General features: G+C 63.5%; 16 protein-coding genes. 4 read left to right on the top strand and 12 right to left on the bottom strand.

The features are described 5' to 3' along the window. The first annotated feature begins 5 nt into the window (after positions 1-5). From UU9_RS09980 to UU9_RS09970, 3 genes are all read left to right on the top strand, one after another. Positions 6-740, top strand: coding sequence for an ABC transporter ATP-binding protein (locus UU9_RS09980; protein WP_007081629.1), 735 nt, complete (start codon positions 6-8; stop codon positions 738-740). After that, complete coding sequence (locus UU9_RS09975) at positions 737-1,945, top strand: ABC transporter permease (RefSeq protein WP_007081628.1); 1,209 nt, start codon at positions 737-739, stop codon at positions 1,943-1,945. Before UU9_RS09980 ends, UU9_RS09975 begins: the two co-directional genes overlap by 4 nt. Before the next feature lie 84 nt (positions 1,946-2,029). Further along, a complete protein-coding gene (locus tag UU9_RS09970) occupies positions 2,030-3,754 on the top strand; it encodes a dipeptidyl-peptidase 3 family protein (RefSeq protein WP_007081627.1) in 1,725 nt (574 codons plus the stop codon). A gap of 98 nt (positions 3,755-3,852) precedes the next feature. On the opposite strand, the gene UU9_RS09965 is transcribed toward UU9_RS09970, so the two are convergent. From UU9_RS09965 to UU9_RS09940, 6 genes are all read right to left on the bottom strand, one after another. After that, on the bottom strand, positions 3,853-4,467 hold the full coding sequence (locus UU9_RS09965) for an FmdE family protein (RefSeq protein ID WP_007081626.1): 615 nt from the start codon (positions 4,465-4,467) through the stop codon (positions 3,853-3,855). A gap of 8 nt (positions 4,468-4,475) precedes the next feature. Continuing rightward, positions 4,476-4,742, bottom strand: a complete 267-nt coding sequence (locus UU9_RS09960; RefSeq protein ID WP_040670765.1) for a DUF2249 domain-containing protein — start codon at positions 4,740-4,742, stop codon at positions 4,476-4,478. 178 nt (positions 4,743-4,920) lie between these two features. Then, entirely contained in the window at positions 4,921-5,688 is a 768-nt protein-coding gene (ubiE, locus tag UU9_RS09955) for a bifunctional demethylmenaquinone methyltransferase/2-methoxy-6-polyprenyl-1,4-benzoquinol methylase UbiE (protein ID WP_007081624.1), read from the bottom strand. A 233-nt stretch (positions 5,689-5,921) separates the two neighbouring features. Continuing rightward, positions 5,922-8,453, bottom strand: coding sequence for a glycerol-3-phosphate 1-O-acyltransferase PlsB (gene plsB / locus UU9_RS09950; RefSeq protein WP_007081623.1), 2,532 nt, complete (start codon positions 8,451-8,453; stop codon positions 5,922-5,924). 26 nt (positions 8,454-8,479) lie between these two features. Further along, positions 8,480-9,409: a hypothetical protein gene (locus tag UU9_RS09945; RefSeq protein WP_007081622.1), complete on the bottom strand. Its 930-nt coding sequence runs from the start codon at positions 9,407-9,409 to the stop codon at positions 8,480-8,482. A gap of 299 nt (positions 9,410-9,708) precedes the next feature. Beyond that, positions 9,709-10,557 carry a 5'-nucleotidase, lipoprotein e(P4) family gene (locus UU9_RS09940; RefSeq protein WP_040670734.1) on the bottom strand — a complete coding sequence of 283 codons (849 nt, stop codon included), beginning with the start codon at positions 10,555-10,557 and terminating at the stop codon, positions 9,709-9,711. Positions 10,558-10,751: 194 nt separating this feature from the next. Between UU9_RS09940 and UU9_RS09935 the strand changes: the two genes are divergently transcribed. Further along, positions 10,752-11,744: an AI-2E family transporter gene (locus UU9_RS09935; RefSeq protein ID WP_007081620.1), complete on the top strand. Its 993-nt coding sequence runs from the start codon at positions 10,752-10,754 to the stop codon at positions 11,742-11,744. Between the two features lie 170 nt (positions 11,745-11,914). On the opposite strand, the gene UU9_RS09930 is transcribed toward UU9_RS09935, so the two are convergent. The 6 genes from UU9_RS09930 to UU9_RS09905 all read right to left on the bottom strand — a co-directional run bounded on the left by UU9_RS09930 (position 11,915) and on the right by UU9_RS09905 (position 22,454). Next, positions 11,915-15,157 carry a DEAD/DEAH box helicase gene (locus tag UU9_RS09930; RefSeq protein WP_007081619.1) on the bottom strand — a complete coding sequence of 1,081 codons (3,243 nt, stop codon included), beginning with the start codon at positions 15,155-15,157 and terminating at the stop codon, positions 11,915-11,917. Beyond that, entirely contained in the window at positions 15,154-16,833 is a 1,680-nt protein-coding gene (locus tag UU9_RS09925; protein ID WP_007081618.1) for an EH signature domain-containing protein, read from the bottom strand. The genes UU9_RS09930 and UU9_RS09925 overlap by 4 nt, the downstream gene beginning before the upstream one ends. Next, positions 16,830-17,540 (bottom strand): flagellar motor protein MotB, encoded by a 711-nt coding sequence (locus tag UU9_RS09920; protein ID WP_007081617.1) that lies wholly within the window; start codon positions 17,538-17,540, stop codon positions 16,830-16,832. Before UU9_RS09920 ends, UU9_RS09925 begins: the two co-directional genes overlap by 4 nt. A gap of 3 nt (positions 17,541-17,543) precedes the next feature. Next, positions 17,544-19,439: an anti-phage ZorAB system protein ZorA gene (gene zorA / locus UU9_RS09915; protein WP_007081616.1), complete on the bottom strand. Its 1,896-nt coding sequence runs from the start codon at positions 19,437-19,439 to the stop codon at positions 17,544-17,546. A gap of 27 nt (positions 19,440-19,466) precedes the next feature. Beyond that, positions 19,467-20,198, bottom strand: coding sequence for an ASCH domain-containing protein (locus UU9_RS18270; protein ID WP_202799818.1), 732 nt, complete (start codon positions 20,196-20,198; stop codon positions 19,467-19,469). 273 nt (positions 20,199-20,471) lie between these two features. After that, a complete protein-coding gene (locus UU9_RS09905) occupies positions 20,472-22,454 on the bottom strand; it encodes a UvrD-helicase domain-containing protein (protein ID WP_007081614.1) in 1,983 nt (660 codons plus the stop codon). Positions 22,455-22,481 lie beyond the last annotated feature (27 nt).

Raw genomic sequence — 22,481 nt, 5'->3', positions numbered from 1 at the left:
GCGCCATGATCGAAGTAAAGGATCTGCACAAGGCATTCGGCGACGTGCGCGCCGTGGATGGTGTCGGCTTCACCGCTCGTGACGGCGAGATCACCGGCCTGCTCGGCCCCAACGGCGCCGGCAAGACCACCACGCTGCGCATGCTCTACACCTTGATGACGCCCGACCGCGGCCAGGTGCTGGTCGACGGCATCGATGCGGCCGTCGACCCGCTGGCGGTGCGCCGCCGGCTGGGCGTGCTGCCGGATGCGCGCGGGCTGTACAAGCGGCTCACCGCGCGCGAGAACATCGATTATTTCGCGCGCCTGCAAGGCCTGCCCGACGACGAAGTGCGCGAGCGCCGCGAAGCGCTGGTGCAGGCGCTAGACATGGGCGACATCGCCGATCGCCGTACCGAGGGCTTCTCGCAAGGCCAGCGGGTGAAGACCGCGATCGCCCGTGCGCTGATCCATGATCCCGGCAACGTGATCCTCGATGAGCCCACCAACGGGCTGGACGTGATGGCTACCCGCGCCTTGCGCCAGTTCATGCTGAAGCTGCGCGCCGAAGGCCGTTGCGTGCTGTTTTCCAGCCACATCATGCAGGAGGTGGGCGCGCTGTGCGATCGCATCGTGGTGATCGCGCGCGGCCGCGTAGTGGCCGACGAAACACCCGATGCGCTGCGCGCACAAACCGGTGAAGCGAACCTGGAGGATGCCTTCGTGAAGATCATCGGCAGCGACGAGGGCCTGGCCGCATGAACGTCATCAAGCCCACCCGCGTGCGCCGCAGCCGTGCGTTCGTCACCGTGTTCCTGAAGGAAGTGCGCGAGAACCTGCGCGACCGGCGCACCTTGATCAGCGCGTTCGTCACCGGCCCGCTGCTGACCCCGCTGATCTTCGTGATGCTGATCAGCGTGTCCATCCACCGCCAGCTGGACAAGGCCGAGCAGCCGTTGAAGGTGCCGGTGATCGGCGCGCAATACGCGCCCAACCTGATCGATGCGCTGAAAGCCGGCGGCATCGTGCCGCAGCCGGCCATCGCCGACCCCGAAAAAGCCGTGCGCGAACAGGAGGCGGATCTGGTGCTGCGCCTCAGCGCCGAGTACCCCAAGGCCTGGCGCCAGGGCGAGCCGGTGCAGGTGGAAATGATCTACGACTCGTCCCAGCGCGATGCCGGCGGTTCGGTCGACCGCGTAAACCAGCTGGTGCAGTCGTACGCGCGCCAGCAAGGTGTGATGCGGCTGGTGGCGCGCGGCCTGTCACCCGGTACGGCGTGGCCGGTGCAGGTGGCGCGGCGCGATCAGGCCACGGCGGAATCGCGTGCGGTGCTGCTGTTCAACATGCTGCCGTACCTGTTCGTGCTGACCATTTTCATCGGCGGCATGTATCTGGCGATCGACCTCACCGCGGGCGAGCGCGAGCGGCAATCGCTGGAGCCGCTGTTCGCCAACCCGGTGCCGCGCTGGAAGATCCTGCTGGGCAAGCTGGCGGCGATCTGCGCGTTTTCCACCGCAAGCCTGCTGATCTGCCTGCTGGCGTTCTCGCTGGTCGGCCGCTTCCTGCCCACCGACAAGCTGGGCATGGAAATCAACCTGGGCTGGCATTTCGCCGCCAACGTGCTGTTGCTGCAGTGGCCGATGATCGTGTTGCTGGCGGCGCTGCAATCGCTGGTGGCCGCCTTCGCCAAGAGCTACCGCGAGGCGCAGACGTACCTGTCGCTATTGATGATGCTGCCGATCCTGCCCAGCATCATGTTGATGGTGATGCCGATCAAGCCGCAGGAATGGATGTACGCCGTACCGCTGCTGGGCCAGCACCTGGGCATCATCGACCTGCTGCGCGGCACCGGTGTGGCGCCGATGCACATGCTGTTGTGCCTGGCGGGTACCGCGGCGGCCGCGCTGGTGGCGGTGGCGATCGGCATGCAGTTGTACCGCTCGGAGCGGCTGGCCATTTCCGGCTGAACGGCGCGCGTCCGCATGCGATCGCCATCGCATTGCGGACACCGGCGCAGGCGATACCATGGCCCTTTCGCCGGAGGACTTTCCATGCATCGACGCCTGCTCCCGTTGTGCCTGCTGCTTGCGCTGGCGGGCTGTTCATCCGGCCACGATGCGGCGCCTATCGCACCGGTGTCGAAAGAGGAGCTGGCGCCAGCCCCGGCCAGCTCGGCGCCGGCCTCTGCCGCGAGTGCGGCAGCAACGGCGGAAGAAGGCAGCGTGGCGCAGCGCCTGGCCAGCTACGCGCCGGTGAAACTGGAAGCGGACCTGTCCGCGTTCAACAAGCGCCAGAAGAAGATGATCGCCCTGCTGGTCGAAGCGGCCGACAGCATGAACGCGATCTACTGGCGCCAGTCGTGGGGCGACAAGGACGCACTGCTGAGCCGCATCACCGACCCGGCCACGCGCGAGTTCGCCGAACTCAACTACGGCCCGTGGGACCGGCTCAACAACGACAAGCCCTTCGTCGATGGCGTCGTCGAGCGCCCGCCCGGCGCGCAGTTCTACCCGGCCGACATGACCCGCGAGCAGTTCGACCAGTCGCCGCTGAAAGACAAGACCTCGCTCTACACCCTGCTGCGCCGCGACGCGCAGGGCCAGCTGATCACCGTGCCCTATCACGAGGCGTACAAGGCCGAGCTTGAGAAAGCCGCCGGCCTGCTGCGCGATGCCGCCAAGCTGGCGCAGGACGCGGGCTTCAGGAAGTACCTCACGCTGCGCGCCGATGCCTTGCTCAGCGACAACTACCAGCCCAGCGACCTGGCCTGGATGGACATGAAGAAAAACCCGGTCGACATCGTGATCGGGCCCATCGAAACCTACGAAGACCAGCTCTACGGCTACAAGGCCAGCTACGAATCCTACGTGCTGATCAAGGACCAGGCCTGGAGCGCCAAGCTGGCGCGCTTCGCCAAATACCTGCCCGAACTGCAGCGCGGCCTGCCCGTGCCCGACCGCTACAAGGCGGAGAAGCCCGGCTCCGATGCCGACCTCAACGCCTACTTCGCGGTGTACTACGGCGGCGACGCCAACGCCGGCGCCAAGACCATCGCCATCAACCTGCCCAACGACGAGCAGGTGCAGCTGAAAAAAGGCACGCGCCGGCTGCAGCTGGAAAACGTGATGAAGGCGAAGTTCGACACCATCATGTTGCCCATCGGCAAGCTGCTGATCGCCGACGACCAGCAGCAGAACCTCACCTTCGACGCGTTCTTCCAGAACACCATGTTCCACGAGGTGGCGCACGGGCTGGGCATCAAGCAGACGCTGGATGGCAAGGGCACGGTGCGCAAGGCGCTGAAGGATCAGGCCTCCAGTTTCGAGGAAGGCAAGGCCGATGTGCTGGGCCTGTACATGGTGGTGAAGCTGGCCGACAAGGGCGAGCTGGACAAGACCAGGCTGATGGACAACTACGTCACCTTCCTGGCCGGCATCCTGCGCTCGGTGCGCTTCGGCGCCAGCGACGCGCACGCACGGGCGAACATGGTGCGCTTCAACTATTTCAAGCAGGCGGGTGCGTTCACGCGCGATGAAAGAACCGGCCGCTACCGCGTCGATTTCGACAAGATGACCGCCGCGATGAGCTCGCTGTCGACCAAGCTGCTGACCATCCAGGGCGACGGCGACTACGACGCGGCCAAGCAGCTGACCGACCAGCTGGGGGCGGCCGATGCGAAGCTGGCGGGTGATTTGAACCGGCTGGCCGAGGCGAACATCCCGGTCGATATCCGCTTCGAGCAGGGCCTGGATGTGCTGGGACTCGGCAAACCCTGAGCACAGGCCCGCTTTGCTCTCCTCCCCTTCGAGCAGGGGAGGGAGCAGCGAGCTGTCGGGCGGGTATCAGCCGGGGCGCCTGGCCTCCGGCGGAGCGCTCACTGCAACTGCGTCAACCGCACCACTTGCGGGTCGTCGGCGTGATCGAGCAACAGCCGCCGCACGCGATCCTGCCAGGCCTGGCCGAATGCCGTGCGTTGCGCCGCGGTGGCGGCCGGGTCGAGTGCCGCGCCCATCAATTCGCGCAGTTGCGGCGCTGGCGGTACGCGGCTCAGGTCCAGCTCGACGGACACCGCGTCGCCGTTGTCGCGACGGTGGAACTGCACGGCGCTGGCGCCCCTCACCGCGGCGTAACTGAGCAGCGATTGCCGCACGAAACGCCCGCCGATGCCGTGGAAACCGTTGCTGGCAGCCGCGCCGGTGATCAGCGTCAGCACCTGCGCGGTGACGCCGGTCACACCCTCGTCTTCGGCCGCCGGCATGCGCACGCAGATGCCGCCGCGCTCGGCCGGCTGGTCCGGATACAGCGTGCGCAGGGCCGTGCGCGCCATCAGGTAGGCACCGGCCACGGTGGGGCAGGAGTGGCCGGCCAGGCGCACGGCATCCGCGTATCCGTAGTCGATCAGGCCATCGTCGGCGGCGCCCAGCAGGGCGGCCAGCGGATCGCGCATCGCGATGCGCGGAGCTTCGTCATAGAACGCGGGGTAATGCATCGCGGCGCTCACTCGATGGGCAGGCCGACGATGCCGAAGTCGATCACGATCGCTCCGGGGTCGCGCTGGCGGTAGGTCACGGTGAGGTTTTCGCCGAGGCGCTCGTTCAATTGCGCGATCAGCGGGATCGGGTCGTGGTCGTTGATGAAGCGCATCGTTTCGCCCGAGCGCAGCACGCCGATGGCGGCGAAGATGGCCGAATGGCGGAAACGCCGGGCCACGCCGCGTGCGTCGAACGTGTGGACATTGGCTTCGGGTAGGGCGTCGATCGACATGGTGTTGATACCTCGTTGCAAGAGGTCATCAACATACGCCGCGATCCGCGCCAGGCCCCTGATCTGGATCAGCGAGGCCGCGCTGCGAGCCGTCTGTCGGGCTTTGGTGGTCGAGTCGGCGGGAATGTGGACCACACAGGCGGATTCTCAGACCGACCAGCCAAGGTCCGACAGGCTCCTACAGCTTGTACGCGCGGTGGATCGCCACGACGCCGTTGGTGAGGTTGCGCACCTCCACCTTGCCGAAGCCGGCGCGTTCCATCATCCCCTTCAGCGTTTCCTGGTCGGGATGCTTGCGGATCGATTCGGCCAGGTACTGGTAGCTGTCGGCGTCGCCGGCAAACAGGCGGCCCAGTTTCGGCAGCACCTTGAACGAGTGGAAATCGTAGAGCTTGTTGAACAGCTCGTTCTGCACGCGCGAGAACTCCAGCACCAGCAGGCGGCCGCCGGGCTTCAGCACGCGGCAGATGTCGGCCAGCGCCTTGTCCTTGTCGGTGACGTTGCGCAGGCCGAAGGCCATGGTCACCGCGTCGAAGCTGTTGTCGGGAAACGGCAGCGCCTCGGCGTTGAGCTGCGCCCAGCGCAGGCCGGACACCAGCCCGCGGTCGGTCAGCCGGTCGCGGCCCACGCCCAGCATGGCGGCGTTGATGTCGCCCACCACCACTTCGCCGGTCTCGCCCACCACCGGCTTCAGCAGCGCGGCGATGTCGCCGGTACCGCCGGCCAGGTCCAGCACGCGATCGCCGCGGCGCACGCCGCTGATCGCCACGAAATGCCGCTTCCACAGCCGATGCACGCCGAACGACATCAGGTCGTTCATCAGGTCGTAGCTGCGCGCCACCGAGGTAAATACTTCGCCCACCAGCTTCTGCTTGTCGCCGACGGGGACGTCGCGGAAACCGAAATGGGTGGTCGGGGCGGCGGAGGGTTCGGGCTGCTCGTTCATGGGCGGTGATGTTACAGGATGGGGTTGTGTGGAGCGGCGGGGGGGCGAAAAGCGCCCTCATCCGCCCTTCGGGCACCTTCTCCCGCAAGCGGGAGAAGGGAAGCGACGCTGCGCTTCACGCATTCCCTCGGCGCCGCGACTTTTCCCTTCCCCCGCTTGCGGGGGAAGGTGCCCGACAGGGCGGATGAGGGCGCTCCTGCTCTGCGCTCAGGACGAACGCGAACGCCGTCGCATCACGCCGCCGTGTCCGCCTCGCCCGTCTCGGCCGGCGGCTCCTTCTCGCCGCCGCCCTGGGTGATCTTCAGGATCGAATGGCGCACATCGCGCGACAGGATCACCCGCGCGTCGCGCACCATGCCTTCCAGCGCGCTGTCGTAATCGAGCTTGCCGGCCTCGTCGGTCCACACGATCTTCTGCTCGCGCAGTTTCTGGATGAAGCCGCGGAACAGCGCCTTGTCGAAGAACTCCGGCGCGGACAATTCGTTGAGCAGGCCCAGCCGTTGCGCGGTGAGCGTGCAGGCGGTTTCCAATTCCGAGCCGGTGATGGTGTGCGGGCCGTGCTTGGCCAGCGCCGCCAGCGTGATGTAGTAGCGCTCGAACGCCTGCAGCAGGCCACGTGCGATCACCTTGAGCTGGAAGGCGCTGTCTTCCTGACCCGGGCCGCGCTCGACCGTGCGTCCGTCGCTGCGCGATTCCAGCAGGCCGCGGCGGATGAAGAAGTCCAGCGTGGCTTCCAGTTGCGCCGCGAAGCCGTCGCTGTCCCACGGCAGGAACAGCTCGCTCTGGATGAACGGGTAGATCAGCGTGCCCAGCCGCACCACGGTGGCGCGTGCCATGCGCCGGTTGTTGAGGAAGCAGCAGGCCACCCACGCCGCGGTGGCGGTGAGGTGCAGCACGTTGTTGCGGAAATAGCTCAGCAGCACCGCCTGCTCGCCGCTGACCGTCAGCACGTCGCCCAGCGGGTGCTTGACCCGCTGGATCCAGGCCATCTGCTCGCCGTAGGCGATGATCCCGGCGGGGTTCATCGGGGTCAGCGTGACGCGGTCGGAATAGGGCAGTTCCTCCAGCAGCGCCTTGCTCAGCTCCAGCTGTGTCAGCAGGTCGCTCTCGGCCATCGCGTGCTTGGGCGTGGCCAGCAGCACCAGCGCCAGCAGGTTGATCGGGTTGACGTCGGCGGCGCGGTTGATATTGATCTGGATGCGTTCGGCCACCTGGTCGACCACGTCGTTGAGCCACTCGGGGCGGGCATCCGGGTCGCCGCTGCCGGCGCGCCAGTCGGTGCCGGTGGCGTCCAGCAGCGGATTCAGCTCGATCGGTTCGCCGAAATTGAGCGCCACATGACCGTAGCGCTGGCGCAGCACCTTCAGGCCGCGCAGGAAGCCCAGCAGGGATTCCTTCTCCTTCGGCTTGCCGCTGAGTTCGCCGGCATAGGCGTTGCCCTCCATCAGCTTTTCGTAGCCGATGTACACCGGCTGGAACAGCACCGGCCGGCGCGGTGCGCGCAGGAAGGCGCGTACGGTCATCACCAGCATGCCTGCACGCGGCGCCAGCAGGCGGCCGGTACGCGAGCGGCCGCCCTCGATGAAATATTCCATCGGCACGCCACGGTCGATCAGTTGCGCCAGGTACTCGTTGAAGACCACCGAGTACAGCGCGTTGCCCTTGAAGCTGCGGCGCATGAAGAACGCGCCGCCGCGACGCAGGATCGGCCCGATCACCGGCAGGTTGAGGTTCACGCCCGCGGCGATGTGCGGCACCACCACGCCGGACACGTGCAACTGGTAGCTCAGCAGCAGGTAATCGGCGTGGCTGCGATGGCAGGGCACGTAGATCACTTCGTGGCCGGGCGCCACCGCGCGGGCCTTGTCGAAGTGGTGCATGGCGATGCCGTCGTACAGCTTGTTCCAGAAGTTGGACAGCAGGAACGACACCGAACGCACCACCGGGTGCGAGTAATCGGCGGCGATCTCCAGCAGCATCTTGTGCGCCTTGCGCCAGGCCTTGGCGTGGCTGATCTTTTCCTTGGCGGCGCTGGCGGCGATCGCCGCGCGCACCGGTTCGGCATTGAGTACCGAATCGACCACGGTGCGCCGGTGCGACAGGTCCGGCCCCACCACGGCGGTGCGGATGCGGCGGAAATGGGTGCGCAGCACGCGGGCGATCTTGCGCGCGAAACGCTCCGGCGCGATGTCGCCCGATTCGGCCAGCACCTTGCGCAGCGACACCGGCGCGGAAAACTGCACCACCGTGTCGCGGCCATTCAACAGCAACGCCAGCAGCCGGCGGAAGCTGCCGACCATGACCCAGTTTTCCGAAAACAGCACACGGAACCAGCCGCTGTCGCGGTTGGGCGCGCGGCCCACGTAGATCGATACCGGCACGATCTGGATGTCGCGCTCGGGGAAGCCCTCCAGCGAGTGCACCAGCTGGCCCAGCGGCTCGTTCGGCGTGCGGCTGCGGATGCGACCGAAGATCCAGCCGTCGCGACGTGCCAGCGCAAATACCGAGCGCCGCCGGCGGGTGCCGGCCAGCGGCTGCATCGGGCTGGGCAGGCCCGCCTCGCGACAGGCGCGCTGCAGGATCAGGGCGTCGGAAAAGCCGTCGCGTTCGATCGCGTAGCAGACGGGCACACCCGCCTGCAGCAAGGTCGCCGGTTCGGCGGGGTCCCGGCGGATGCGCACCCAGGACTGCAACAACTGCCCGGCCAGGGTGAACCACCAGGGTGCCCGGCTGCGCGGGGCGTCCGCGTTTGAATGATTTGGCATCCGCCTATTCTAAACGGTTGCGCCGATCAGTCCGTGTGAGCGGCGCTGCCGGCCGGTGCCGGTGCCGGTGCGGCGGCCGCGTTGTCTTCATGCTGCTGATGCGATTGGCGGGCGTTCTTCAGCATGCTCTCGCTGTACCAGCGGCCATCGACCTCGACCATCGCTGTTTCGGTGGAGAGCGGCTTGCCCAGCAAGGTGTAGTCGATCTTCACCCTGGCGTGGCCGTCCTTGTTCTCCAGCTCGCTGAGCTTGATCGAATCGAGCGTGTCATCCACCGACAGGCCGTAGATGGCCAGCAACTGCTTGGCGCCGGCATAGCCGATCGCGTATTTCTTCATGGCGGTGTCGAAATCCATCGCGCGCAGCGCTTCCGGGCTTTTCAGGTCCAGCTGGCGCACCGTGGTGACGGCCACGTGGACGGCCTGCTTCGCCTTGGCCTGGTCGAACCACGGCGTCTTCTGCGCCCACGGTGCCAGCACGTCGACCACGGCATTGGCCTGGGTCTTCTGCTGCGCATCCAGCGTGGTGTTCTGCGCGATGCCGCGTTTGACCAGCGCGTCGCCCATGCTGATCAGCACCGGCAACTGGTCCTTGTACTGCTGCTCCATCTGGGTCAGCTTGGGCTCCAGCTCGGCGTACAGCTTTTGCTCCGCGTCGGGCGCGGTGAATTTCTGCAGTGTCTCGTTGAAGCGGGCGCGGTCTTGCTCGGTAATCGGCGGCTGGTTGGGGTCGCGCTTGCTCCAGTCGGCGCGCAGCGTGGCGTAATCCGCCGGCGGCAGTGCGTGCTTCCACAGCCCGGCAAGGTCGCCCTTCTTCAACAGCTCCACCGAGCTCTGCACGGAGGCGACCGGCGTGCTGCCACCGGGCTGGGTCGGATCGTCCTTGCCATGGCAGCCGGCCAGGACGAACGCGGCCAGCAGCGGCAGCAGGGCGTGACGAACAAGGGTGATGCGCATGGGCGGATTCTCGCGGTGGGTGGCAGCAGGGCGAAACGCCGGTGCGCGCCGTGACCGGGCAGGTTAAGGGCCGGCGCGGTGCGGAACAAGGGCGAGGGACCGGTTTCGGGCAGCCCACAAAAAGAAAACCCCGCGGGCTGGAGCCTCACGGGGAAATCCGGCAAAACCGGATGGGAAACGGCCTCGTCTGCAAACTCGCGGTCAGCAGGATCGGCAAGGCAGATATTACTTTGGTGTGAAAGTTAAGGCAACGCCTTTCTATTGTCGCGTAACATGTTGATTTTGATTGGCGTGTTTCGTCAGTAGCGCAGCGCCTCGATTTTCTGCCGCCGGCGCTCCTGTCGCGGAGTGCTCCACTGGTCGTGAAAAAGCGCCGATTCCCACGCACCGTAGGTGGCGTTGGGCAGCACGAACCAGCGCGTGCCGATCCACGGCAGATAACGGGCCATGGCCTGCGACCGCGCGGCCCGGTCGGCGGGGAAGTCGGCGAAATCGCCGAGCTGGTCGCCCAGTTGCATCAACACCCGGTAATGCCGGCTCACCTGCTGGCGGCGGCAGCTCTTGTCGCTGCCCACCTGCGTGCAGCCAGCCACCACCGTGCCCAGGCCCAGGAACGCGTCCGGCCCGGAAACCGGCAGGCCGACCTTGCGCAGGTTGGCCAGCGTCACCTGGTCCAGGTCGCGGCTGCGATTGGAGATGTAGATCACCGCGATGCCATGGCTGGCGGCGAAGCGGGTGAACGCGACCGCACCCGGCAACGCGCGGGCGCTCTCCTCGCGGCACCAGGCTTGCCAGCTTGCCTCGTCGTATTCCTTGCCGCTGCGCACCAGACGCGCCGCGTAGGGCGAGTTGTCCAGCACTGTCTCGTCGATATCCAGCACCACCGCTGGCGGCAACTGCACCGGCGGCGCAACCCGGTCGCTGGTGGCCAGCGCGTCCCATTGCGGGTCGTTCAGGGCGGTCAGCAACCGGGATTGCGCATCGCGATAGGTCTGCAGGTAAATCAGGTCGTGCTCGATGGCCGTCTGGCTCCACGCCACCGCGTTGAGGTTGTCATCGGACGGCACCGTGGCCGTCGGCACCGGCACGCTGGCGCAACCGGCCAGCAGGGCAAACGCGAGCAAGCCGGCGGGGAGACGAAGAGTCATGGCGTTCCTGAAGCGTGGAATGAAGCACCCATGATCGCCGAACCGGTGGGCACGAAACATCGGCCGATCGGCATGCATCGGTTCGCCAGGCGGAGTCCATCCAGGCATTACACTGGCCGCCCCACCTCGCAGTGATATGCATGGATCCCGCGCCGTCCTTCCCCTCGTCGCCCACCTGGCGCCCGCCGTCTCCGATGTTGCGCAAGATCAGTTACGTGCTGGCCGCCATCGCCTTGCTGCTGGTGGTGGAGCTGCGCCTGTTGCCCGCGCTGCTGGGCGGGCTGCTGGTGTTCGAACTGGTGCAGTCGATGACCCCGCTGCTGGGCCGGCGCATCTCCGGCGACCGTGCCCGCGTGGTGGTGGTGGCCTTGCTGGGTGCGCTGGTGGTGGGGCTGCTGTTGCTGCTGATCCTGGGCGCCATCAGCTTTTTCCGCGCCGAGATCGGCAATCCCGAGTTGCTGTGGCAACAACAGCTGATGCCGCTGGTGCAAAAGGCTCGCCAGCAACTGCCCGCGGTGCTGATCAACCACCTGCCCGACAGCGTCGACGACCTGCGGATCAGCGTGATGGAGCTGACCCACCGGCATGCCGGCACCTTGCGCCTGGCCGGCAAGGAAGCGGCGCGCACCTTCGTGCATGTGCTGATCGGCCTGGTGCTGGGCGCCATCATCGCGCTGAGCCGCACCCGGCCGGCGCATCAGGTCGGGCCGCTGGTTGCCGTGTTGAGCCTGCGCTGCCGCCGCCTGGCTGACGCCTTCCACAACATCGTGTTCGCGCAGGTCAAGATTTCGCTGATCAACACCGTGTTCACCGCGGTCTTCCTGCTCGGCGTGCTGCCGCTGTTCGGCGTGCACGTGCCGCTGGCCAAGACGCTGGTGGTGGTGACCTTCATCGTCGGCCTGCTGCCGGTGGTCGGCAACCTGATCTCCAACACCGCCATCACCATCGCCGGGCTGTCGGTGTCGCTGGGCGTGGGCCTGGCCGCGCTGGTCTTCCTGATCCTGGTGCACAAGCTGGAATACTTCCTCAACGCCCGCATCGTGGGCACCCAGATCCGCGCCCGTGCGTGGGAGCTGCTGGTAGCGATGCTGGTGATGGAAGCGGCCTTCGGCCTGCCCGGCGTGGTCGCCGCGCCGATCTATTACGCGTATCTGAAAAGCGAGCTGGAGGTGGAGAAGCTGTTGTAGGGCGCGACCGTGCCCATTGATTAATCCGGAGCCCGGCGTCGAGCAAAGTGTCGTTGGAAAAGTTTATTTAGTATGCAGTTTGGTATGCGCCGCATCAGCGGGAACATTTCCAAGCGACGCCTTTTTATCATGCGAGTTCGCGTGGTGACCCAACCCAGTTGTTTCCTTCGCTAAGCGATGAGATCCTCAAAATCGGACCAGCTAACCGTACTTTCTGGCGCTAGCAAATCCTGGGATAGCGCCCGCTTACGGGATAGCCGCTCAGCGAGCCGCTGCTCAAAACTTTCGTAGCCGTCACCTGCGATCGTGGGACAATAAACCCATACGGGTTTTTCCTGGCCGATCCGATATGCACGATCTGTCGCTTGGTCTTCCTTGGCCGGATTCCAAGGACGAGTGAAGTGGATCACGTGATTGGCTTTCTGGATGTTTACCCCGAAGCCCACGGCTGTCGTTGACAGCACGATTGCACCGAAACCTGGCTGGGCCTGGAAGCGGTCAATAATTTTTTGCCTAGACATGTCGTTGAGAGAGTCAACTGTTGTCGATCCGTTGACAATGCTCACTCCAACACCGAATCTTTCGCCAATGGCCCTTTGCACCAATCGCTGAATGTCGCGGTATTCGGTAAAGACGATGACCTTTTCCCCACGTCTTTTGATTTGCTCCAGCTGATCCAAAAGCCAGCGCAATTTGGGAGAATGCAGGACGTTTTCCGTTATAGAGAGAAGTTCTGCGCCCTCCTGGGCAGCCGCCAAAGGATTGGAACAAATCATCCTGAGCCTATGCAGCAAAGCCAGAGTAAGCGTGCCGGCCTGGACTTCCTCCTCTTCAGCTTTCTCCTTTGCGCGCTTGTAGCCAATGACAGCCTCGCTGTAGAGCTTGCGCTGAAGTGCTGACATCGGGATAGCCCGGACGCCAGGATCAGACTCATCATGGAATTCGTCGATCTTGGGTGGCAACTCGGCGACCTCCGACTTCATGCGACGCAATACCCAAGGCTCAATGGATTTACGTAATCGCTCAATCTGCGCTTCGTGACCGTCCTCCCTCAGTTCAATGGTCTTTCTAAAGACCCGGGTGAACTCACTGAGGGAGCCGAGCAAGCCGGGCTGGAAGAAGTCGAACAGACACCATAGATCAGCTAGTGAATTTTCCACCGGCGTACCGGTGCATGCGATCTTGAAATCAGCCTGCATGGCCTTGGCTGAGCGAGTGACCAAGGCGCCTGGAGTCTTGATTTTTTGCGCTTCGTCGCAGACCAGAATGCCCCATCGCTCTCGACCGAAGGAGAGCTCGTAGTCGCGCAGGGTTTCATAGGTGGTCAGGACGAACGTGGCACCTCGCGCGAACCCGGGGCGCAACAACTTCTTCAGACCCAAGTTGGTGAACTCGTCGCCCAACTGCGCGGAGGGCAGGCGATGGCGCGCTAGTTCCTGCCCATACAACAACATGGTGGAACCCTGGCTGCCGTCCAGAAATTTGTCTATTTCGGCCTTCCAGTTTTCCAGCAGCGAGACCGGCGCGACGACCAGGCATGGCTTGGGACTGGGGCGGCATTCGCGGTACCAAGCCATCAGACACAAACATTGAAGTGTCTTGCCAAGACCCATGTCATCTGCAAGCAAGGTGCCTCGGATACCTTGCACGCACTGGCCATAACGGTGCTGAAGCCAAGCCACTCCGTATTGTTGGTGCTGTTTCAGCTGGACGTCGGGACGCAGTGCCGCTGGAAGGGTTGCGGCGATGTCATTGGGCGGGGACAACGCGACAGCGGCTCCGTACTCCAGCGCCTCGATGTTGTGCAGGATACGCAAGCTGGTAGCGCGACCAGGCTGCGGATTTTTCGGGATCGAGGGTGCAATTGGCTGTTTTTTTATCCCTTCGCTAAAGCTGGACAACCATCTTCGTGCTTCGTCCGTCTGGATCTCCATGGTTGTGCCGGGCACTCGCACCGCTGCCGATCCGTCGCGTTCGGCCTGGTTCGTGGCCTGCTCCAGTTCTGACAACTGATCCTCATCCAACGCTGTACTGGTGTTTTGACCGGTGGCCGGATCGGTAGACGAGACATGCCGCTGAATGTTGTCCGGAACCCAGTCACGGGAGGCGTCCTTTTTGCCGAGGAACGGCACATGGATGGGCTTGCCATCGAAGCCGACTACGCGATCGCTATAAGCCTGAAGATCGAACACCTCATCGACGCCCAGTGTTTCGGGCGTGGCGGCGGAGGCGGCGATCCATTCGCCCAATTGGCGCAATGCCGAGGGCGTCGTTCCGGAAAACACCACCCGATGCGTTCGCCAGCGAAACAACGGGAGAGCGGCCTGTCTGGCAACCGTTGCGGCGGCGAGCAAGGCCTTGGCTGCTGCGATGTCCGTCATGGGCTCGCAAACATCGGTCGCGACGCCTGCGGTATCCAGCAGCAGCATTTCCAGGCCGTCGTCTGACGGCAGCGCGTCCAATTCGCGCTCAACGATGCCTGCGCGTTGTCGAGCGGCCTCGAACTGCTCGGGGCGCAATATCGCCTCGGCATCGTCGCCGAGGAACGGATAAGGGTTATGGAGAAATGCGTCTGCTTCGCGCGAAGCGTAACGGCGTCCCGGAGCATCCTTTACGTGCTCAAGCACGGCCTGCATGGCTTCGGGCAATGCCACATGCGTCATGCCCCCTTCCGGGCGAACCACGTCATAGCGGGCACGAACGCGATCATGGGCATCGAAGGTGCTGAGCCACTCGGGCGGGGACCCCTCGGGACGCGGGATGAGTTCGATCACTGGCACCCCCGCGGCCTGCTCGGATACTAATTCGATGTCCAGTCGCTCCGGCACCACAACATCCGTTTGGGAAAGGTAGTCATCGGTCGATGCACGACAGACGCGTGCGAGTGACTGGATACGACCCGTGGCGAGCAAACGTTCCTCTGGAGTCCAGTGGCAGCCCTCGGTACTCAACTCTCGCATCGCGCCAAGCAGCAGGTATGCCGATGACGGGAGCAGTTCCTCACCGGCCTGCCAGCGGACTACGGCGCCGATCCGGAGTACAGCCGACTGCGGCAGCGGTCCCGCCGGAGCCAGCCAGTGATCCAGACGTATCCTGAAATCGACATCAGCGGGCGAGCCATCACTGACAAGGTGGGGAACCAGCACTGACCGTGGCGGCAACGCGAGCAACGCAACGCTGGTCGCATGTTCATCGTTGTCCAAAAGGCGATAGAGCGAGTCCCATGAAATCAGATAGTGACCGTCATGCTGCGCGGCGTATTGCTCTTCGATCAGCTGATTCGCGTAGGCACCCAAACCTGAACCTGCGAGGGACTCCGAATCTCCCAGAGTCCAGCCTTCGGTCGATGCCGACGGCTGAGAATTCTGCTGGATGTCATTCTGCTTCTTGCGGCTCAACCAATCCCATTTCATTTCTTGTAAAAGCCTCTCGGTCTCGCATAGCGGAATCCACGGCGTTCCATAGCCCGTAGCAGCGCTGAATCTGGTGTTCGTGTGATCTCGATCCACAGCGCGCCCCCCTTCGATCGGTTGTCGACCAAGAGAGGCGAGAAGGATTTCAGCTCATCGAGCAACGGTTGTCCCAGCCCCAAAGCTGGCAACCCACTCTCGCGAGGGGCCGGTTTCTCTGGCGCCTTCGGCGGGAAAGGATCCTCATTAGTAGCCGAGGAACCGGCGGCCTTGCGCGCTGCGCCTCTGCCCGTTCCGTCTGGCCAAATTCCGCGCTCGGAGAGAAAGCGATCGAATTTTTCTTCCCAACTTGCAGGCGGCTGATGCGTCAATGTTTCGGCTTGACTGCTTATGACGGCAGCCTTCATCTTCAGATCAATCCACAACCTCAGGTGCATCGCACCTGGATTGAAAGGAAGGTGGTCTTTGCCGTACGGGTAGCAAGCATTGCCCTTTTCACTGAATTCGACGAACCACCAATCAGCAATACGAAGCATGATGGCATTGTTGTTCGGCGGCCCATTCAAATACGCAAGGCGTCCTTTTTTGCGTGCGATGAACTCTCTGCTTTCCTTGTCTTGCGCCTTATGAATCGCCGAGCCAAGCACGATCCGGCTGAAGCTGATCTGTTTCTTGAAGCGCAGCCAATAAGCCAATCGTCGGGCATCGACGGAGTCATCGCCCTTGCAGAACGCGGCAAAGTCTTCCAGATCCTCCTCCGCCAGCCAGCCGCACACCATGTTGCGTGCTTCATCAGAGGTATCAGACCAGCGCCCGACTGCATCGGCGCCGAGCTGAGGGCTTCCCCACGCTTCCAGTGAAACTTGCAACAGATCATCCTGGCGAATGACGACCTGCTTCTGGGCGTAGCGTGCGAGGATGCGGCTCAGCACAAGATCGCGGCAATGAGGATGATCGTCGATGAGCTTCAGAGCGATTGGCCAGCGCTCGTCGAACAGCGAATCCTTCGTCATGCTGCAACAAGCCTCCAGTATCGCTTCGATCAGGCTGCTCCAGAACCAGCTTCTCGGCGGCAGATCGACCAGCTCTCTGAGTTCATCAATGCCCTCCCGGTGACCTTCGACCCATGCCAGGGCATAGGGATCCACGGGACACTCGGCCAGCAACCGTGGATGCCTTTCCAAAGCTACCAACCAGCTCGGACGAAATTTCGCGGCGCGGAGGATACCCAGCGTATCGGCTAGAAACCGGCGCGTTGACTCAAATCCCATATCGGCAGGCGCTCCACGAAATAGGCTAAGCAACGCCCCCCGCCAGATCTGCCGAGCCGAGCCGCGTGCCGCAAGTTGCTTGCGCCAGTATTCAAGCAGTGGCGTCAATTCGGACAGCGTGTTCAGCAGACTGTTGCCTTCCAGATTGGCATGCACCTCGGCCAGGTTGTAGGCCAACACCACATGGTCGCGCTGGCCAATGCGTTCGGCGCCACCCGCAAGCAGTCGGTCCATCGCCGCGTCGAGACGGTTGGTTGCGTGCGGGTCAAATATCAGCTGATCGCTTGCGCCGCAGATCTCCTTGCGCGCTTGCTCAAGCACCCTCGGCGACCAGCTCTGACTGCGTCGCTGCAGTTGCTGCAGGCTGCGGTCGAGGCTTTGCTGCAAACGCATGGCAAGCGTAGTCATAGCTGGCAGGTATCCGTCGGGGTGCTTCCTGACAGTGGCTCAAGATCCTTGTGCTCATCGTTCAGGCCATAGAACTGAAGCCTGAGCTCGACCCGGCGGCTCTCATCCGCAGTGGCACGCTGGTTGTTGAACGACACGCCACCGGCCAGAAAGAGTTGCCGAACACGCTGCAGTTGCTGTGGCGTGAGCTGAAGCTCGGCGTTCTTGCGAGGGTCCATCAACAGACACAGCATCCATTCGGAACGTTGCAGGCTGAGATGCAAGTTGTAGAGATAGCCTCCTACCGTATCGGTAGAACCTTCGACGACAACTTGCTTCATCCACTTTTTACCCAGCGGACCATCAGCGACTTGCAGCACCACAGGCACAAGTCTGGCCAAGGCGGCATTAGCCTCTGTGGGGAGGCGATAGTTGTTCGTGGCAAAACGGCCCGCATCTCCAAAGGAGATCCGGTTGTTGACGCAATCAATGTTGAGGTTTCCAACGCCAGCCAACTGCTGCTGGATGCTTGAGCAGATCTCGACGATTTCCCCGCGGCGCTGTTCCTCCGGCCCCGTCACCTTGCGAGTAACGGCGGCGATGGTGACCGCCATCGCGCTGAGGAAGAGCACCATCATTGCTGTCATCAGATCGGCATAGCTGATCCAGAACGGCTTTTCGCCATCAGCCTTGCCGCGGCGACGTGTTGGGGAAGCGCGACCGAACATCGCTTATCGCTCCGCCAAGTCGGCGAGGTCTTCGGCCCTCTCACGTAGCTCTTCCATTGTTTCCTTCAGCATAGAAACCGTCGATCCCAATGCGTCGTCGTACTGCTTGAGCACGTTATTCAGCACCTTGGAGGTGGCTTCACCAAAACGATCAACGCCATCGACCAGATGCTTTTCGACCTCGCTGGTCAGCTGGCCGAACAGCTCTGAGGCTTCCCGACTCTTGACCAGCACCTGTTGAATCTCGCGCAGGGCCGACTCACGCGCCTGCGACTCGCTGACCATCAGTTCGGACACACCTTCCAGTCGGGTGGAGGTCTGGCCAAGTACGCCCATCGTCTGGGAGATCGTCTGTGCGCCCGTTCCCAGCGTGGTCGAGGCGCGTTCAAGTTTTGCCGCCGCCTCCATCGACTGCTCTTGGAGCCCGCTGAGCGACTGGCCTGCGCGAGCCAGCCGCTCGGCCACCGTGTCCATCGCAGCTATCGACGCATTGATGCGCGCGGCCCCCTTCTCCAGCCCTCCGATAGCATCCATCGATACCTGCTGCACGCCAGACAACAACGTCTGTGCGGCTTCCGTGGCTTGCTGGCTGGCGCTGATCGACTGCGCAGTCACCTTGCCAAGCTGCTCACTTGCAGCACTGGACTCTTCCTGAGTCCGACGTGTCGAGGTTTCCTGAGCCTCGGCCATGCGCTGCAGCACATCCTGCATGTGCGCCAGCGCCTGCGACTGTTGTATGGATGCGCTGTCGGCCAGTTGGCTTTGATGATCGGCAAACGACTGCATCAAACCCTTGACCGCTGCCTGCATACCGCTCGACGACGCCTGGGAGCTGCGCTCCATGTCAGCAACCAGACCACGCAGCGTCAATTCCACTTGCGCCACGGCCTGCGTGGTTTGTTGCATCAAGCCGCTGAGGTCTCCCAGCTGGCCGCCGACGGTTTCCTTCATCTGCGCCATGAAGGCACTCATCAGGTTCTCGAGCATCCGCGCTGAGCTTGCGGACTGATCGCCGCTGGCGGCGCGAACGGTTTCCGCAATGTGCTGCAGCGGCTCCTGCAAGCTGGCTTGCAGGCTCTGGCCGATATCGATCGAAAGCTGTCGGGTCGCCTGGATCTGCTGTTCGGCGAGATTGGTGAGCAACGCTTTGAGGTCCTGAACCAGGCTCTCCTTCAGTTGCTTGGTCTGGGTGGCACCATCTTCTGAGGACTTGACCAAGCGGGAGAGGTATTCCTCGCCAACTCCAGACCGGAACAGGGCATCCAATTCTGCCGCGACACCTGAGGCGTTATGGACGCACAGGTTATAGATCACCTTTTCCACAACCGTCAGCAGCATCGCCAAGCCAATGGCCACGGCCGAAAACATGAACGCGTTACGCACGTAGCTGAAGAGGCTGCCAAGGCTCTGCTTGAGCGCTTCAGGCTCGGTCGCTGAGGCATCGAAGTGCTGCAGGCCGGTGATAAGCCCGGTAAACGTTGCGATGATGCCAATACCGGTCAGGATGCCGGGCAGGTGTTTGTAAAACTCTACGTGCAATGGATCATCGACCAACGCTTCCGTATGGAAGAACGCCTCCGCTTGCACCGTGGCACGAACGCCGAGCACCGTTGGCTCCGACTTGGTCGGATCCGTCTGTTCGTGCAACGTTTCTTCGTATTCCCGCCAGGCGTCCTTCCATGGCGTGTGTTCGAAAATGCGGGCCAGCGAGGCCTTGACACGAGCGGGCGGTTCGCCGCCAAGCGCGCTGAGCTTCTTGCGTAGGCGGCCCAGGCGAACGACGAGAATCAAGCCCTTGATCAGGACGTGCCAAAAGAAGAACAGCACGAGAAGGAGGATGGCACTACCCAGAAGTTGGTGCAGCCAGTCCGCCATGACCAAATGGAAAAGGTTGTTCATTGAAGAAAGTCCAATTCGGAAGATGTGCTACGGCGTAGTAAGTTCATTGGGACGGCGCCATCGAACACCGGTGACGATGCCCCAGTTGCCCTTGCTGTTGGGTCGGCGCCAGCGAGGTACGGGCATGGTGCGCAAGGCCGACAGCGCCTCGTCGTAGTTGGCGTACGAGACTTCCTCGCCCTTGGCACCAATGGTGAATTTGCCTGCACGTGCGAGATACGGACCGAACCAGTTGCCGCACTTGGCGACGGGCACCAAAGATGATCCCTCAGGGATGCCTGCCGAGGTCGAAGACTTCGCGGCAACCTGGGGCTGTGGGGCATCAAGTGAGGATTTGGGGATCGAGGACTGAACAGTTCGAGGCAACCCTGCGAGGCACGATGTGCCGTGATCCGCCAACATTTGCTCCGCAACGGAGTCGGCGAGATTCACCCAGATGACCGCTCCGTTGGGGTGATGATAGACAACAGGCCGCACTAGCGGCTTGGCATTCTTCAGTACCCAGGCGTGGTTCCAGCGCAACAGTGCATCGTCGTGGTTGGAAGGAATGCCGTGCTTGTCCCGGTGGGCTCGGCATGCAATCGCATCCAGCGGTCCGATCGAATCCACCAGATCGGCCGCCCCCACAACGGTGCCACTTCCCTTGCGAATCAATGCAATGCGACCACGAATCGCGGTCGTTGTCGTGCGCATCTCCCAAATCTTTTCGCCCCGCAGGATCTTGCTGATCCACGGTTCATCAATGACTAGGCCTTTCAATCCATGATCCTCATTTTGCTCCCTAAGAATCTGCGTTTTTCCGAGTTGCTGATTTTCGGAATCGCAAAAACTCCGCGCGATTCAACTTGCCAGCCAATCCTGGAGTGCAGGCGGAGCAAAATTCATGCCGATATCGACCGCATGGCCACGTACAAGTGCGTAGTGATCGCGCCTTGTGTAATGGAACGCGGAAGGAGCCTAGTTCGTTTTCCTGCTCCGATCAGGTAGCTACGAACGACAAATCCGGGCGCTGCAGAAGCAGCTTCACGCAGCTCATCCCCCCGCCAACATCGCCTTGATCTTCGCCATATGCGATTCAGCGGTCTCGCGGGTCACTTCCTTGTCTGCTTCCGGGTCCTTGCCTTGCCAGTGCAGGTCCGCTTGCGGCAGTTCGTGCAGGAAGCGGCTGGGCTGGTTGTTGTGGACTTCGCCCCAGCGTTTGGTCTTGGCCGACCACGACAGCGTCAGCAATTCCTTGGCGCGGGTGATGCCCACGTACATCAGGCGGCGTTCCTCGTCGGTGCGGCCTTCGTCGATGGCGCCTTCGTGGGGCAGGGTGCCGTCCTCGCAGCCGACGATGAAGACGAAGCGGAACTCCAGCCCCTTGGCCGCGTGCAACGTCATCATGCGCACGGCGTTGCCCGGTTCGTCGCGATCGGCGTGGCTGAGCAGGGCGAGCTGGGAAGCAAGATCGCCGGCGGTGTTGCCGCCCTTCTGCATGGCGCGGAACCAGTCGGCCAGCTCCTTCAGATTGCCCAGCTTGCGCTCGCGCACGGCGGCATCGGGCGTGCTGACGGCAATCTGCGCCGCGTAGCCGGTGCGCTTGAGAATACGTTCGACCAGGTCGGCCGCGCTCTCGTGCAGCGAGGCGCTGCGCAACTCGTCCAGCAAGGTGGCGAACGAGGCCAGCGCGGCGGCGGGGCGCGGCGTGAGCTGGCGCAGCACGCTGTCGCTGCGGGTGGCGTCGAGCAATGACGAGTGCCGCGACTGCGCGAACTGGCCCAGTTTTTCCAGCGTGGTGGCGCCGATCTCCCGTTTGGGCACGTTGACCACGCGCAGGAACGCGGCGTCGTCGCTGGGGTTGGTCAGCAGGCGCAGATAGCACAGCAGGTCCTTCACCTCGGCGCGGTCGAGGAAGCTCAGTGCGCCGGTGAGGTGGTACGGAATGCGCGCCAGGCGCAGCGCCTTTTCCAACGGACGCGCCTGGAAATTGCCGCGGTACAGGATCGCCATGTCCTCCCAGCGTGCCTTGTGTTTTTCGGCCAGCGTGGTGGCAATGGCGGCGATGCGCTCGGCCTCGTGCTCGGCTTCCTTGCATTCCAGTACGCGGATCGGCGCGCCTTCCGGGTGCTCGCTCCACAGTTTCTTTTCGTGCAGGTGCGGGTTGTTGGCGATCAGCTTGTTGGCCGCGCGCAGGATGCGCTTGCCGCAGCGGTAGTTCTGCTCCAGCTTGATCACGCGCAGGTTGGGCCAGTCGCGGCCGAGCTGGTCGATGTTCTCGGGGTTGGCGCCGCGCCAGGCGTAGATCGACTGGTCGTCGTCGCCCACGCAGGTGATGCTGCCGCGCTCGCCGGTCAGCGCCTTCAGCAGCCGGTATTGGGCGTCGTTGGTGTCCTGGTATTCGTCCACCAGCAGGTAACGCAGGCGCTCGCGCCAGGCGTCGCGGCATTCGGCGTCGGCTTCCAGGATGCGCAGCGGCAGTCGGATCAGGTCGTCGAAATCCACCGCATTGAACGCGGCCAGGCGCTGCTGGTACAGGTCGTAGATCGTGGCTGCTTCCAGCTCGCGCGGGCTGCGCGCGGCGGCCAGTGCTTCCTCCGGCGACAGGCCGCCGTTCTTGGCCCGGCTGAGCAGGTTGCGGATGCCGAACAGCACATCGTTCTTGACGCCCTTGGGCGCCAGCTCCTTCACGATGCCACCGCTGTCGTCCGCGTCCAACACCGAGAAGCCGCGGCGCAGGCCGGCGCGCCCGTGTTCGATCTGCAGGAATTTCAGCCCCAGCGCATGGAACGTGCTGACTGTCAGCGCGGCGGCATCCTCGGCGCTCACCAGCTTGCCCACGCGCTCGCGCATCTCGCGCGCGGCCTTGTTGGTGAAGGTGATGGCGGCAATTCGCGACGGCGCCAGCCGCTTGCGCTGGATCAGGTAGGCGATTTTCTGGGTGATCACCGAGGTCTTGCCGGAGCCTGCGCCGGCGAGGACGAGCAGCGGCGTGTCGCAATGTTCGACGGCGGCCTGTTGTTGCGGGTTGAGCATGGATCGAGGCAGCCGGGACGATGGATC

It is taken from the genome of Rhodanobacter fulvus Jip2, from assembly GCF_000264315.1.
GTDB lineage: Bacteria > Pseudomonadota > Gammaproteobacteria > Xanthomonadales > Rhodanobacteraceae > Rhodanobacter > Rhodanobacter fulvus.
The sequence above is the reverse complement of the archived record's forward strand: the minus strand, read 5'-3'. Positions and strand labels throughout refer to the sequence as shown.

Bases quoted from the DNA above. Each gene is read 5' to 3' on its own strand.
- UU9_RS09980 (WP_007081629.1), top strand. From the start codon at position 6: ATGATCGAAGTAAAGGATCTGCACAAGGCATTCGGCGACGTGCGCGCC.
- UU9_RS09975 (WP_007081628.1), top strand. From the start codon at position 737: ATGAACGTCATCAAGCCCACCCGCGTGCGCCGCAGCCGTGCGTTCGTC.
- UU9_RS09970 (WP_007081627.1), top strand. From the start codon at position 2,030: ATGCATCGACGCCTGCTCCCGTTGTGCCTGCTGCTTGCGCTGGCGGGC.
- UU9_RS09965 (WP_007081626.1), bottom strand. From the start codon at position 4,467: ATGCATTACCCCGCGTTCTATGACGAAGCTCCGCGCATCGCGATGCGC.
- UU9_RS09960 (WP_040670765.1), bottom strand. From the start codon at position 4,742: ATGTCGATCGACGCCCTACCCGAAGCCAATGTCCACACGTTCGACGCA.
- ubiE (WP_007081624.1), bottom strand. From the start codon at position 5,688: ATGAACGAGCAGCCCGAACCCTCCGCCGCCCCGACCACCCATTTCGGT.
- plsB (WP_007081623.1), bottom strand. From the start codon at position 8,453: ATGCCAAATCATTCAAACGCGGACGCCCCGCGCAGCCGGGCACCCTGG.
- UU9_RS09945 (WP_007081622.1), bottom strand. From the start codon at position 9,409: ATGCGCATCACCCTTGTTCGTCACGCCCTGCTGCCGCTGCTGGCCGCG.
- UU9_RS09940 (WP_040670734.1), bottom strand. From the start codon at position 10,557: ATGACTCTTCGTCTCCCCGCCGGCTTGCTCGCGTTTGCCCTGCTGGCC.
- UU9_RS09935 (WP_007081620.1), top strand. From the start codon at position 10,752: ATGTTGCGCAAGATCAGTTACGTGCTGGCCGCCATCGCCTTGCTGCTG.
- UU9_RS09930 (WP_007081619.1), bottom strand. From the start codon at position 15,157: ATGAAATGGGATTGGTTGAGCCGCAAGAAGCAGAATGACATCCAGCAG.
- UU9_RS09925 (WP_007081618.1), bottom strand. From the start codon at position 16,833: ATGACTACGCTTGCCATGCGTTTGCAGCAAAGCCTCGACCGCAGCCTG.
- UU9_RS09920 (WP_007081617.1), bottom strand. From the start codon at position 17,540: ATGTTCGGTCGCGCTTCCCCAACACGTCGCCGCGGCAAGGCTGATGGC.
- zorA (WP_007081616.1), bottom strand. From the start codon at position 19,439: ATGAACAACCTTTTCCATTTGGTCATGGCGGACTGGCTGCACCAACTT.
- UU9_RS09905 (WP_007081614.1), bottom strand. From the start codon at position 22,454: ATGCTCAACCCGCAACAACAGGCCGCCGTCGAACATTGCGACACGCCG.